General features: G+C 34.0%; 15 protein-coding genes. 10 read left to right on the forward strand and 5 right to left on the reverse strand.

The genetic code is table 11. From position 1 onward, the window contains the following. Positions 1–31 precede the first annotated feature (31 nt). Positions 32–817, forward strand: coding sequence for a hypothetical protein (locus ABEG63_RS18980; protein WP_346586909.1), 786 nt, complete (start codon positions 32–34; stop codon positions 815–817). Positions 818–922: 105 nt separating this feature from the next. Continuing rightward, positions 923–1,555: a hypothetical protein gene (locus ABEG63_RS18985; RefSeq protein ID WP_346586911.1), complete on the forward strand. Its 633-nt coding sequence runs from the start codon at positions 923–925 to the stop codon at positions 1,553–1,555. A gap of 54 nt (positions 1,556–1,609) precedes the next feature. Here ABEG63_RS18985 and frr read toward each other — a convergent pair whose 3' ends face one another. Then, entirely contained in the window at positions 1,610–2,164 is a 555-nt protein-coding gene (frr, locus tag ABEG63_RS18990) for a ribosome recycling factor (protein WP_312393341.1), read from the reverse strand. A 143-nt stretch (positions 2,165–2,307) separates the two neighbouring features. Further along, positions 2,308–3,015 (reverse strand): UMP kinase, encoded by a 708-nt coding sequence (gene pyrH / locus ABEG63_RS18995; RefSeq protein ID WP_267406278.1) that lies wholly within the window; start codon positions 3,013–3,015, stop codon positions 2,308–2,310. Between the two features lie 473 nt (positions 3,016–3,488). On the opposite strand from pyrH, the gene porQ reads away from it, so the two are divergent. The 5 genes from porQ to ABEG63_RS19020 all read left to right on the forward strand — a co-directional run bounded on the left by porQ (position 3,489) and on the right by ABEG63_RS19020 (position 6,587). Next, entirely contained in the window at positions 3,489–4,481 is a 993-nt protein-coding gene (gene porQ / locus ABEG63_RS19000; RefSeq protein ID WP_312396030.1) for a type IX secretion system protein PorQ, read from the forward strand. Between the two features lie 95 nt (positions 4,482–4,576). Continuing rightward, entirely contained in the window at positions 4,577–5,251 is a 675-nt protein-coding gene (gene cmk, locus ABEG63_RS19005) for a (d)CMP kinase (protein ID WP_346586913.1), read from the forward strand. A gap of 95 nt (positions 5,252–5,346) precedes the next feature. After that, the gene (locus ABEG63_RS19010; protein WP_267406275.1) at positions 5,347–5,697 is read left to right on the forward strand and encodes a YtxH domain-containing protein; all 351 of its coding nucleotides are present in this window, start codon (positions 5,347–5,349) and stop codon (positions 5,695–5,697) included. Positions 5,698–5,777: 80 nt separating this feature from the next. Then, the gene (locus ABEG63_RS19015; protein ID WP_267406274.1) at positions 5,778–6,086 is read left to right on the forward strand and encodes a phage holin family protein; all 309 of its coding nucleotides are present in this window, start codon (positions 5,778–5,780) and stop codon (positions 6,084–6,086) included. Positions 6,087–6,089: 3 nt separating this feature from the next. Beyond that, a complete protein-coding gene (locus tag ABEG63_RS19020) occupies positions 6,090–6,587 on the forward strand; it encodes a phosphoribosyl-ATP pyrophosphatase (RefSeq protein WP_267406273.1) in 498 nt (165 codons plus the stop codon). Between the two features lie 93 nt (positions 6,588–6,680). Here the strand turns inward: ABEG63_RS19020 and ABEG63_RS19025 are convergent, their stop codons facing one another. Next, entirely contained in the window at positions 6,681–7,403 is a 723-nt protein-coding gene (locus ABEG63_RS19025) for an RNA methyltransferase (protein WP_346586914.1), read from the reverse strand. Here ABEG63_RS19025 and ABEG63_RS19030 point away from each other — a divergent pair. Continuing rightward, complete coding sequence (locus ABEG63_RS19030; RefSeq protein ID WP_346586915.1) at positions 7,389–9,989, forward strand: BamA/TamA family outer membrane protein; 2,601 nt, start codon at positions 7,389–7,391, stop codon at positions 9,987–9,989. The genes ABEG63_RS19025 and ABEG63_RS19030 overlap by 15 nt on opposite strands. On the opposite strand, the gene ABEG63_RS19035 is transcribed toward ABEG63_RS19030, so the two are convergent. Continuing rightward, the gene (locus tag ABEG63_RS19035) at positions 9,986–10,603 is read right to left on the reverse strand and encodes an ElyC/SanA/YdcF family protein (protein WP_267406269.1); all 618 of its coding nucleotides are present in this window, start codon (positions 10,601–10,603) and stop codon (positions 9,986–9,988) included. The two genes, ABEG63_RS19030 and ABEG63_RS19035, sit on opposite strands and share 4 nt — an antisense overlap. Further along, positions 10,600–11,724 carry a 2Fe-2S iron-sulfur cluster-binding protein gene (locus tag ABEG63_RS19040; RefSeq protein ID WP_346586917.1) on the reverse strand — a complete coding sequence of 375 codons (1,125 nt, stop codon included), beginning with the start codon at positions 11,722–11,724 and terminating at the stop codon, positions 10,600–10,602. Before ABEG63_RS19040 ends, ABEG63_RS19035 begins: the two co-directional genes overlap by 4 nt. Before the next feature lie 32 nt (positions 11,725–11,756). Between ABEG63_RS19040 and ABEG63_RS19045 the strand changes: the two genes are divergently transcribed. Together ABEG63_RS19045 and ABEG63_RS19050 are read left to right on the forward strand one after the other, a co-directional pair. Then, the gene (locus ABEG63_RS19045) at positions 11,757–12,317 is read left to right on the forward strand and encodes a TlpA disulfide reductase family protein (RefSeq protein ID WP_346586918.1); all 561 of its coding nucleotides are present in this window, start codon (positions 11,757–11,759) and stop codon (positions 12,315–12,317) included. Between the two features lie 15 nt (positions 12,318–12,332). After that, positions 12,333–13,304, forward strand: a complete 972-nt coding sequence (locus tag ABEG63_RS19050; RefSeq protein ID WP_346586920.1) for an iron ABC transporter permease — start codon at positions 12,333–12,335, stop codon at positions 13,302–13,304. The last annotated feature ends 239 nt before the right edge of the window (positions 13,305–13,543 follow it).

A 13,543-nucleotide genomic window follows, 5' to 3' on the forward strand; every position in this document is an offset into this window, starting at 1 on the left:
ATTATCTTTGTCCGAATTTAAAATTAATAACATGAAGAAATTTTTACTCGTGGGTTTATTAAGCCTTGCTTCTTTCAATGCTTATGCTCAGGAAGAAACTGAAACATACAATGGTGAAAAATATGGTTATATCATCGATAAAGCCGGAAAAAAAGTAGACGGGGTTGTACAATTATATGGTGGTTATTCCAGTCCGTGGCAGAATCAGGTGAAAGTTAAATTTGCCGCAGTTTCAGACATCGATAAAACGAAAAACAGAATAAAATTCAAAACGTATGATGCCGATGATATTAAAGAATATATGCTTTTTGAAGGTGATACGCCAAGAGTTTTTCAATCTATAAAATATACCAATACCAGAGAAGCACTTAACAGCTCTGAAAGCTCTACAGGATTGGGCGCAGGTTTTAAAGCCTTAAATAACCTTACAAGAACCTCTCAGTTTGCAGAATTGGTAATAGAAGGTAAGATTAAAGTATATAAATTATACGGTTATCCAACGGCATTACTATCCAACAGTTCGCAAGCTATTACCAAGCAGGAATCTGACAGGCTGATTAACAATCCTAATTATGTTTATTCAAAAAAAGGAGGAAAAGTTGAAGATTTTACGCCTGCAAAAGTAAAAATAGCGATTGCAGACTGCCCTTTCACCAAAGGAAAAATGACAAAAGGTGAATATGGTTCTTTAAAAAATGAAGAAAAGCAAAGAACTGGACTTGGAAAATTCATCAGAGATGAGATTAAAAATGCAACCGTAGACAAGTTATCTATTGTAAACGAAGTAATTTATGATTATAACGAAAACTGTAAATAGACAGTTTAATTTTAATAAAAATAACAGCAGTTTCGGTTTTGAAGCTGCTTTTTTCTTTATCTGAAGTATATTTTTTTCGTATTATTGGGCAACCAAATTTATTATATGAAAATTGTAATCACAACACTTTGCCTCGCATTGGTTATTTCATGCCAAAAAGAATCAAACTCGGCTATTAAAAATAAACCTTCAAAAGATAGTTTGACCGTTAAAAATGATTCAACCCAATCAAACGAAAATCCTCAAAACATCGATGAAATCAAGAAAGAATTTGCTCTTCTCAACAATAAATTATTAGCTAAAGAACTCGATTCAACCGGCTTTGATTATAACTGTGAAGAAATAGAAGGTGACGTGTATTTCTATTATGAAAACAAGAGCCTGAAAATGGTAAAACACTTTTTTTCGGATAGTCACTTTTCTTCTGTCACAAAATATTATGTGAAAAATGACAAGGTATTTTTTATTTTTAAAGATGATACATTATGGCAATTTGATGGTGGAACTCCTGAAAAACCGATTACAAAAGACAGTATCAATCAACAAAGGATTTATCTGCAAAACGATAATCCGATCCAGTGTTTAGAGAAAAACTTCATCATCAGATCAGCCGGTAAAAATGTAGATCCCGAAACGGTTCCGAATAAAGAAGGAAAATGTGATGTAAAAGAATTGATGAAAACCTACCAAACCATTCTGAAAAATAAAGATAAAAAAGACAAAGTACTTTGCTTATAAAACAAAAAGAGGTTCCCAAAGCGGAAACCTCTTTTATATTTTCAAGACTGAAAATTATACTTTCATAATTTCAGCATCTTTTACTTTCAGATGATCATCACAAGCTTTCACATATTTATCTGTAAGCTCCTGAATAGTTGCTTCAATCCCTTTAATAAGGTCTTCAGAAACACCGTCTAACTTTTTAAGTTCTTTCAAACCATTTTGTCTTGCGTTTCTTACAACGATTTTTGTATCTTCAGTTTCTCCCTTAGCCTGTTTTGCCAATTCACGTCTTCTTTCCTCTGTTAAAGGCGGTACATTAAGGATAATATTTTCCCCGTTGTTAGAAGGTGCAAAACCTAAGTTTGAGTTAATAATTGCCTTTTCAATAGCGTTAATCGCTGTTCTGTCCCAAGGTTGAATAGAGATTGTCATGGCATCCGGTACAGAAACGTTAGCCACCTGATTAAGCGGAGTCGGAGCCCCGTAATACTCTACCATCACATCCTGAACCATTGCTGTAGACGCACGCCCCGCTCTGATTCTTTGAAATGCATGATCCAAGTGCTTAATAGCTGCTTCCATGTCCTGCTGTACAGATTCTACTATAAGATCTAATTCTTCCATTATATAATAAAAATTTGATAAATTACACATTTATAAATGATTCAAGTAAAAAGAAACAGGTTAAAACTACAAAGTTCATTTACTTATTAACTTTGTAGTTTTTATTCCACTTGGCTCTTTTTACTTTTTACTTGGCTCTTAACTTATAAGTCAACTAAAGTACCAACATTTTCTCCGTCTACAATTTTTTCTAAATTACCATCTTTATTCATATCAAAAACAATGATTGGCAATTTATTTTCGTGGCTTAACGTGAATGCTGTCATATCCATCACTTTAAGGTTTTTAGCATAAACTTCGTCGAAAGATAAAGAATTATATTTTACCGCGTCAGCATTTTTTTCAGGATCGCTGTCGTAGATACCGTCTACTCTCGTTCCTTTTAAGATTACATCAGCATCAATTTCGATCGCTCTTAATGTTGCCGCTGTATCTGTGGTAAAATAAGGATTTCCTGTTCCTGCTCCGAAGATCACTACTCTTCCTTTTTCAAGATGTCTTACCGCTCTTCTTTTGATGAAAGGTTCCGCCACTTTGTCCATTTCAATAGCAGATTGAAGTCTGGTTTTCACTCCTGCATCTTCCAAAGCGCCTTGCAAAGCCATTCCGTTGATTACTGTAGCAAGCATTCCCATATAATCTCCCTGCACTCGGTCCATACCTTTTGCAGCACCTGCAACACCACGGAAAATATTTCCTCCTCCAATTACTATGGCAACTTCACAGCCTTTTTCTACCACTTTCTTGATTTCAGCAGCATATTCCTGCAGCCTGTCCGTATCAATACCGTATTGTCTGTTACCCATTAAGGCCTCACCACTCAGTTTAAGAAGGATTCTTTTATATTTCATCTTTATTTTAAATAACTTTTTTTCGTTAGAATGCGTCAAAATTTGACTTTGCAAATATAATCATTAATAAGGTTGATTTTATATTATAGATTATAAATTTTAAAAGTGGTGTTTCATACCTTTAATAAAGGCTTTTTCTGAATTATTATTGAAAATTTTTCTCCTTATTTCTTTTTCAAGAAGCTATTTCCCGCTTTTCGCACTCGCTATTTTCCTGGTTTCGGCTGCGGCTGGCAAAGCCAGCCGCAGCCGAAACCAGGAAAATGAGCTCAAACAAAGCTGCAATCGGGGCTAGGGATTGCCCATCAATTCAAAATCAGCCAAAAAATACAATGTTTTTCCTCCCGATTTCCACTTCAAAATCAAATGAAAACCACAATTTTCACAAAACTTAACTATTTACGTATAAATAATGTGATAAATATTTTGAAAAGTACGAAAAAGGATTATTTTTGCATTAATAATAAACTGAATTGAAGAAAATTGTCATTTTTTCATTATTTCTGTCAGGAATTGTTTCTTATGCACAAACAGGAGCAAATGTTTATCCTTTCTTAAACATTCCTGTGTCTGCAAGACAGGCTGCCTTGGGTGGAGATGCAATTACCATAAGAGATTATGATGCTTCCTTTGCGATTGCAAACCCGGCGTTGTTAAATAAAGATTCTGATAAACAGCTTTCTGTTAACGGAGCTGCATATCTGGCAGACTCCAAATACGGAACCATAGCCTATGCCCGAGACTTTGAAAACGGTCACATGGCCACCGTCAATGCACGATATATGAGCTACGGGAGTATCCCGAGAACAGATGAAAGCGGTTACGAAAACGGAACATTTTCAGCTTCTGATGTTGCTATCGGAGCAGGATATGCTTACCAGTTTGAAGAAGACTGGACGATTGGTGGAGGTCTAAATTTCATCACTTCAAAAATTGATAATTATACTTCTTCTGCCATCGCAGGAACTGCCGGAATCACTTATCACAATAAGAAAAGTAAGGAAGTTGCCTCTTTAGTTTTAAGAAATTTCGGATATCAGTTTAAATCATTTAACGGCACAAGAGAAAACCTACCTTTCAGAATCGATCTTGGATATACAAGAACGTTGAAGGCAATTCCTTTGGCGATTACTATTACCGCTCACGATTTGCAGGAGTTTGATATTTCTTCCCCCTATAATGTAGACGGACAGGAAGTAAATGTAGGAAGAAAAATCGCCGATCACTTTTCTGTGGGTGCAGAGCTATTTCCTGAGAAAAATTTCAACATTCGACTAGGTTACAATGTAAAAAGAGGAAATGAAATGGCCGTTGCAGATCAAAGAAACTTTTCCGGACTTTCCGGTGGTTTTGGGATTAAGCTTGCGAGATTCCGTTTAGATTATGCGCACATAAGATATCATAACGCTTCGAATGTCAATCAGATAGGTGTTTCGGTAGATTTAAGCAGCCATGCAGGATATTAATTCAGATCCTATTGATAAACAATATAAAACAAAAACCTTAAGAGATTTTCTTAAGGTTTTCTTGATTTTAAAGAAAAATTTTTGAAATTTGCGGTATGAAAAAACCTGTAATTGCTATCGATGGGTACTCGTCTACCGGAAAAAGTTCAATCTCAAAAATTATTGCCGATAAATTAGGACTTATTCATCTTGATACAGGGGCTCTTTATCGTGGGGTTACCTGGTTTGCATTACAAAATTGTACCGATCAAGCAGGATCTATTGATTTAAATAAGTTATTTTCAAATTTAAATCAAATTGATCTTGAATTTAAAAATCAGGAAGGAGGATTAATTCTTTTCCTTAATCATATTGATATTTCAAAACAAATCAGAACCAACGAAGTTTCAGACAATGTAAGTTTGGTTGCCAAGCAAAAAGAAGTGAGAGATTTTCTGTTGCAGTCCCAACGTAATTTAGCCGAAAAAGGAGGAATTATTATGGATGGAAGAGATATTGGAACGGTTGTTTTACCCAATGCAGATTACAAGTTTTTCCTAACAGCAAGCATCGATGAAAGAACTAAAAGAAGATTTCTCGAACTGAAAAGTTTAGGAATTGAAGCAGATGAAGAGCAGGTAAAACAAAATCTGATTGAACGTGACAAAATAGACAGCGAAAGAGAAATTGCGCCATTACGTCAGGCAGAAGACGCTCTTGTCATTGATAATACGAATCTGACGAAAAAAGAAACAATAGACGCTATTTTATCTCACATCGAAAAGATTTAACAACTTTTATTACGACATTTGGCTCCTTTGGTATGTTAATTGTAGACTTTATCAGTGTAAAAACTAATCTTTATTAACTATTAAAAAAACGAAAAATGTCTAGAAAAGGAAACAATACAGCGGGTATATTGGCAGGACTTCTTGCAGGTGCTGCGGCGGGTGTAATTTTAGGAATGCTTTACGCTCCTGAAGAAGGAAAAGAAACAAGAAAGAAAATCAAAAATAAGGCGAATGATCTTAAAGATCAGGCTAAAGATAAATACGGTGAGGTTTCTGAAAAAGTAAAAGATCAATACAATAATATTTCTTCTACTTTCAAAGAAACAGCAAACAGTGTAGCACACACAGTAAAAGACGGTTACGATAAATACAAAGATCAAATTGTGTCTCAGACAACTAACGTAGTAAAAGATGTAGAGGCAGAATTAAACGATCTTAAAAAATAAATAATTTAATTTCTGATTAAATTATTAAAAGGGACTTTGGAAATTAAAGTTCCTTTTTTTGTAACTTTTAAAAAAAAACAATGATAGAGACTATTAAAGAATACGCATCGAAGAGAATTGACCTCTTAAAAATTGAGGCAACCGAAAAATCTTCCCTTTCTGCAGGAATGATTGCCTATTTCGTAGTACTGCTTGTTGCTTTTGCCTTTTTTATTGTTCTTTTCAATTTTGGAATAGCATTTCTTATCGGTAAAGCACTGAATAATACTTCTTTCGGCTTTCTGATAGTGGCTGCATTTTATTTTGTAATCATGATTTTTATCGTTATCTTTAAGAATAAGATTGTAAATACTGTGGCAGACAGTGTTATTAAATTTTTAAACCACTAAACTATGGGGAGAAACTACGAAAATTTAAATGAATTAAGAATAAAGAAAAAGCTGTTGAAGGGGGAAATTGATGATCTTGAAAATCTTTTGACATTTAAAAACACAAAAGAAAGCTTAAGCGCCTTTACAAACGGACTGACGGATCAATATCTTCAGGAAAAGGTAGGCGAAAACGGTGAAGAAAAAGTGGTAATCCGCAAAGATGTTATCGCCAAACAGGTTACCTCAGAAGTAAAAGATATTTTACTGAGCAAAAATACAGCAATGGGCATTGCAGGTTCTGCCTTTTCAGGAAACGCTTTAGACGGCGTAGTAAGATTGGGCGTAACTGCTTTGGTAGGAAACTATGCTAAAAAGAACATGAAAAGCTCTAACTGGAAAAAGAAACTTTTAGGTGCTGCCATGATTTATCTTGCCCCAATTGCTTTAAAATATGTAAGAAAACAACTGGAGAGCTACCAGAAAAACAAAAGTGTTTCCAGTATGGAACAGCTTATATGATGTTTTAGAGTTATAGCGTGGGAGTGTTTGAGTTTAGAAAGAATGAAAAACTCTAAAATCCTCTGACTCTATAACTCTAAAACTCTATTTTCACTATCGAAAGAGCTGTCCTAAAATAATCCCTGCTGCCATAGAAACATTCAGGCTTTCTGTAGATTGCGACTTTCCAAATCTTGGAATCATTATACTTTTCTTAATTAATTTTTCTGTTTCTGGGCGCATGCCTTTTCCTTCATTTCCTAAAATAAGGTTGATTTTTTCGGGTTTTTCAAATGTATAAATATTTTCGCCATCCATATCGGTTCCTATATTTATATTTTCTGTTTTTGAAAGATATTCAACCAAATTAGTATAAACCATATTGACTCTAGTAAAAGAGCCCATACTCGCCATAATTACTTTCGGATTATAGAAGTCTACAGTGTCTTCGCTGCAGATAATTTGTTCAATCCCAAACCAGTCTGCGAGGCGAATAATTGTTCCTAAATTTCCGGGATCCTGAATGCCATCCAAAACCAGTTGAATATTTTTATCTTCAAGTTTTTTTTCTTCATTTAAATAACAAATCGCCACAGAATCTTTCGGATTTTGAAGAAAACTAATTTTTTTCAACTCATTTTCAGAGATATGAGTAATTGGTACATCTGTACGGTCTAATTTTTGCGGATCCGTAGAGAAAATTTCTTTAATTTTAAAGTTAGATTCAAAAAGTTCACAAATGATTTTATTACCTTCAACCAAAAACAAATTGTATTTTTGTCTGAACTTCTTTTTATCTAAAGACTGTAAAACTTTTATTGTATGAGCTGTAAGCATTATAAGAATTCTCCTCAAAAGTATTATAAAATTATTTCATTTGCAACATTTGTTGGTCTCTTGTATGCTTGTAGTACGACGAAGAAAGTTCCTGATGGCGAATATCTGCTTACCAAAAACAGTTTTGAGTTTGAAGATAAGAAAGAAAGTTTTGATGATGAATTAAAAAATTATGTTCAGCAAAAACCCAATAAAAAGCAATTGCTCTTTATGCCTTTAAGCTTATTGCTTTATAATGCTGCCAATCCTAAATACGACACGCTTCTTAACGAATATATGACGTATCCTAATGAAATGAGAAATCAGAAATTAAGAGATTCTCTTTTCATTAAATACAATATGAAAAGTAGTATTGGAAAAAGCTTATTGATGGATAGGTTATATCACAATTGGGGAACTCCTCCCGTAATTTTAGACCAGACGAGAACTGAAAAAAGTGCAGAATCTATCGAAAAAAGGTTAACGTACAGAGGTTTTTGGGATGCTGAAGTAAAATTTAAACACAATTTAGATTCTACAGGGAAAAAAGCTGCTGTAAATTATTTCATCAAACATAATGATGCTACTTATATAAAAGACTATTATTATAATATTCCGGATCCTAAAATTAAGTCTGTTTATGAACAGTCTAAATGGGAAACTAATATCAGAGCCGGACAGGTTTTAGACCAAACCGTTCTTGAAAAAGAGGTAACAAGAGTCAATGATTTGATGCGGAAAAATGGTTATTATCGATTCAATAACTCCAACGAGGAAGTTTATTTCGTGGCCGATTCTTTGAAAAGCAGAAAGCAGGTTCCTTTAACACTGGAAATTCATAGAGATTCTCTTGACACTCCTTACAAAGTGGCAACTATTGGAAATATTGACGTTGCTATTGTAGATGATGCCAGTGATTTTCCAAATAATACAAAGAAAGACAGTTTAAGAAGAGTTCGATTCCATAAGATGAATGATAATTACAAAAGCTCATCATTATGGCGTGCTATCATTGTTGACAGCAAGCAGGTTTATGATCAAAAAAAGCTTGACGTAACAAAGAGAAACTTTCTGACTATGAACAACTTTAGCATATTAAAAGCTAGAGATTCATTAAGACATGGCGGAGGAACTGCTCCGAATGACAGTATTGTTGATGTTTTGTATTTGTTAAAACCTCTTCCTAAATATGAATTGAAAGTAGGAACAGATGTTAATTATTCCCAGCTTTTGAATTTGGGGATTTCTCCATCTATCGATTTGACAACCCGAAATGTTTTCAGAGGTATGGAAAATCTTTCTACAAGTTTATCCGGAACATTTGGATCTATTCGAAGTACTCAGGATATCAATAAGAGAGTTTTAGCATATGAAATTTCGGCTCAAGGATCACTTAATTTCCCAAGGCTATTACTTCCGTTTGATTATTACAAATTTATCCCAAAAAGATATACCCCTACTTCATCTATTATTTTAGGAGCATCAATTCAAAATAATATTGGCCTGGGAAGGGTAAATTTTAATACAGGCTTAAATTATCAGGCGAATGTAAATGATCAGGTATATCACAAACTAACGTTGTTTAATACACAGCTGAGTTTAACTAAAAATAAATCAGCTTATTATGATTATTTCGTAAATGATAATGCGATCAGGGAAGAAATTTTCCAAAATTATTTCGCCTACAATACCAATGTAAGAGACGAGTTTAAAGCAGGTTTACTTACCAGAGATCAGGTTTCACAATTAATAACTGAAGACAATCTGTATCATGGAACTTTAGATGCACAAGGGCAAGATCTTTATACCGCATTTATCGGAACTTTGGTAAATAAAGACAGACAAACTCAGGATGTAATTATTTCATCTATGATTTACAATTTTGTCTATAATGAAATTGGTAAGAAAGATTATCCTAATGCCTTTTACTTTAACGGAAAAGTAGAATTGGCAGGAAATATTTTAAGTGCTTTCAACCAAAAAAGAAACGACGGTGGCGGTATTGTGACACAACCACAAAGAACCATTTTCGGAATTCCTTATGCACAATTTGTGAAATTTGATATTGATACGAGAAAGTATTTTAAATTTAACAGAAATACCCTAGTTCTTCGTCAGTTTATCGGCGTCGGAATTCCTTACGGAAATTCTAAAGATATGCCAATTGTAAGATCATATTTTAATGGTGGATCTAACGACATCCGTGCTTGGGTGGCTTTCGGCGGTCTTGGTCCGGCTGATTCTCAGGTCGATGAGAGAGTTCGAACGTATATGACTGATAATATTAAATTAACCACCAATATCGAATTAAGAGTGCCTTTTACGGATATGTATGAAGGAGCATTATTTACGGATATTGGTAACACCTGGAGTCTTAAAAACTACAACGATGGTTATGGAGATGAGTTTAAATTTAACAAATTCTTAAGCCAAGTGGGTATCGGTAGCGGGTTCGGATTGAGGGTAAATGTTGCTTACATTACTTTAAGAGTCGATTTAGCCTATAAAATTTACGATCCGAACAAACCAGATGGAGAAAAATGGAGATTCAATAATTTTAATCCATTCAAACCTACATTGAATATCGCGTTTGGATATCCTTTCTAATCCGGCGAAATTCCCAATGCAAAATAAACTACAGCAACCGTTCTGGCGAGTATCTCTCGGAACTGGTTTCTGTAGTAACTTTCTGGTTTTGTGACATCTTGAGCATCAAAACCTAAGGCATTCATGCTATTATTTCTTGCGAAAAGCAATGCTCTTAAATTATGGAAACCTTGTGAAACGATAATCACATTATCTTTCTTGTAAACATCTTTACAGCGTAAAATACTTTTATACGTATTGAAACCTTTCGGATCTTCAATAATAATATCTTCGGGCACCCCTTCCTGATATATGAGATACTTTTTCATGGCAGCAGGCTCATTGTAACCTGTACTTTTTTCGCCGCTTACAATAATTTTCTTAATTTTTCCGTGATGATACAACAAAGCCGTTGCATCCATCCTTTTTGTAAAATAAGGATTGGAAACACCGGATCGCATTTTCGGGGAAGTTCCCAAAACCAAAGCAATTTCTCTAGGCGGAATTTTAGAAATTTTAGTGTACGTTCTTCCGTCCGTCAATGCAAAAACCCACGCATTGGCAAGACATATCAGAAGAATACCAATTTCGATTGATATAAAACCTAAATTAAATATGTTTCTTATGATTCTCAAGTCAAATCAAAGTTAAGCTTTATTTTTTTAGTTTTCGCTATCGACATACAAGCTAAAATATGACCTTTCGCTTCTTCTTTTTCCGTTAAATATTCATTTTCCAGCAATTCCACCTCTCCTTCTTCCAAAACACATTCACAACTTCCGCAGATTCCTGATTTGCAAGAATATGGAACTTCAAATTTCTGAACCAATAATTGTTGAAGAATCCTTTCTTCATTTGTCGGAAGCTTCGTTTGATAGTCCTTTCCAAGCATTTTAAATTCTACTTCCACATTTTCAATCAATGGAAATTCTTTTTCTACAGGATAAATATCGTCATTAAATTCCTGAAAAAGCTCAAAGTGAATATTTTTCTTCGGAATTCCATGATGATAGCACGCATTGGCAAGAGCTTTAATCATTTCACCTTTTCCGCAGATCAAAACATCATCTACAGCGTCCCAAATAGTAGACTCTTCATCGGTATCATCTAAATGCAGAATTTGATTAATAATTAAACCCAATTTTTTTTCGTCAAGCCTTCCATAAAAGAAATGATTATCCGTTTTCTCTCTCGAATAAAAATAAAAAATCTGCAGTCTGTCACGATAGGTTTTCGCCAGATTATCCAGAGTTTCTCTATAAATTAAATCCTCTGAACTTTTATTTCCATAAAATAAAAACAACCTTGTCCTAGGCTCGTTATGAAGAATATTTTTAAAATGACTTAAAATAGGTGTAATTCCAATTCCTGCAGCAAAACCTACAATCGTTCGGAATTCGCTTGGCTTTGATATTAAAGTAAATCTTCCATTAGGTTCACTAACCAGCAATTTGTCTCCAACATGATAATTTTTAAATAGCGCTGAAGTTGCTCGTTCAGGCGAATTCACTTTTATTCCCAACGCTATTTTTTTCTCGTAAGGCGCTGAAGTCATTGAATAATCATTAATAATTTCTTCCCCGTGAGATTGAAATTTTACACTTACAAACTGTCCTGCATCAAACTCAAAATTCTCCTTCAAATTCTCAGGAATTTCAAACTCCAGAGAAAAAGTATTTTTGGTCAGTTCTTCCTTTTTCGTTATTTTTAGCCAATGAAACTGCGTCAGTTTCCCTTTATAGATTTGTTGTTCCATACTTCAATTCAAAAATAGATAAAAAATAATTTATGAAGAAGATAATTTTATCCACGCTTGTTCTGTTTGCCTTGGCAAGCTGCAAAAAAGAAAGCCAGAAAAATGATGCCACAACAGCTACAGATTCTATTTCTGTGACCGAAAATACAGATGCAACAAGCAGTACATTTACTTCTCCGGAAATTGCGCCCGAAAAAATAGGTGATTATTTAGCTAAAAATAACGACACTTTATATGTAACGAATTTCTTTGCAACATGGTGCGGACCGTGCATGAGAGAGATTCCTCATTTTAAGAATAAAATAAACGAATTAAAAGGAAAACCTGTAAAATTTACTTTCGTGAATTTGGATGAAAAATCTGAATGGAATGGCGCTGTAAAAAAGTTCGCAAACGAAAATGGGCTTGCTGAAAATATTGTTTTGCTTGACGGACAAAAACTTGATGAGAACTTCTTTCCGAAAAACTTCAAACAATGGGACGGAGGATCTATTCCTTTTACCTATTTTAGAAAAGGTGATAAAACGGAAGAATTTTTAGGAATGATGACAGAAGGCGAATTGGATAAAAAAATCAATTCTTTATTACAATAAATTTGACTTTTTAGAATGTCAACTCAATTCAGAATCCTGTGTTTGCTATTATTGGTCGCAATTATTTTCATGGCAGTTATCAATTTAAACACAGGATTTTTAAGTTTAAATTTTCATGATTTTTTTTCAGAATCTTCCAATAGTCAGATTGCAGAAATACGAGTAAACCGTGTTTTAGTTATGCTTTTGGCTGGAATTTCAATTCCGACGTCTGGTTTTCTGATGCAGGAATATTTTCAGAATCCCTTGGCGGGACCTGACATTTTGGGAATAACTTCCGTAGCGAGTTTATCGGTGGCATTTTATATTTTTTTTTCACATGATATTCTGATTCCGGAATTTCTTCAAAACAGTTTTTTAAGTTTAGCGGCCATTGCAGGAAGCTTATTATTAATGCTGGTTTTGCTTTCAATGTCAAATAAATTTCAGGATAAATCTTATCTAATTATTTTTGGTTTTCTGGTTTCAGCTTTTGCGGGAGCAATTGTTTCGTTGCTGCAATTTTATGCTGAAAATCAAAGCCTGAAAAACTATATTTTATGGTCTTTTGGAGCGAATAATATGGTAACGAGGAATCAGATTTATGTCTTATCGATTTTAGTTTTAATCGGACTATTTATTTGCTTTAAAACAATAAAGCCCTTGATTGGAAATTCACTGGGAACGTCTTATGCGCAAAGTTTGGGCGTGAATTTAAATCAGTTAAAAATATTCATCATTGCCGCCTCTTCTCTACTTTCAGCTTCTATTACAGCATTTTTAGGTCCTATTTTATTTATTGGAATTATTGTTCCGCATTTTTGCAGACTCATTTACAATCCCTCAAAACTTTGGCAGCAATGGATTTTAAATATGTTTTTAGGAATGTTGATGATGTTGTTTTTCTCAATCATTGCCGAAAAATCTCAGATTCCTTTGAATGTGATAAGTTCCGTTTTTGGAATTCCTGTAATTTTGATGATGCTTTTGAGACAGAATAAAGTATGAAAGTGAATGGTGAATGAGTGAATTGTTAATTTTAAAATCTCTCGCTGATTTGGCAGATTGCGCGGATGATTGAGAATAATTTTTTATTAATAAAAAACGTCAATTTGTCATTCCGGAGGAATCTAAACTAACTTTGTAGAGATGCTTTCAGCATGACAAACGAGACTTAAATAAAAATCAGCGTAATCGGCAAGATCTGCGAGAAAAGAAATAAAAACTCTCTAAATCCGGGTAAATAA

The organism is Chryseobacterium sp. C39-AII1, from assembly GCF_039672645.1.
Taxonomy (GTDB): Bacteria; Bacteroidota; Bacteroidia; order Flavobacteriales; family Weeksellaceae; genus Chryseobacterium.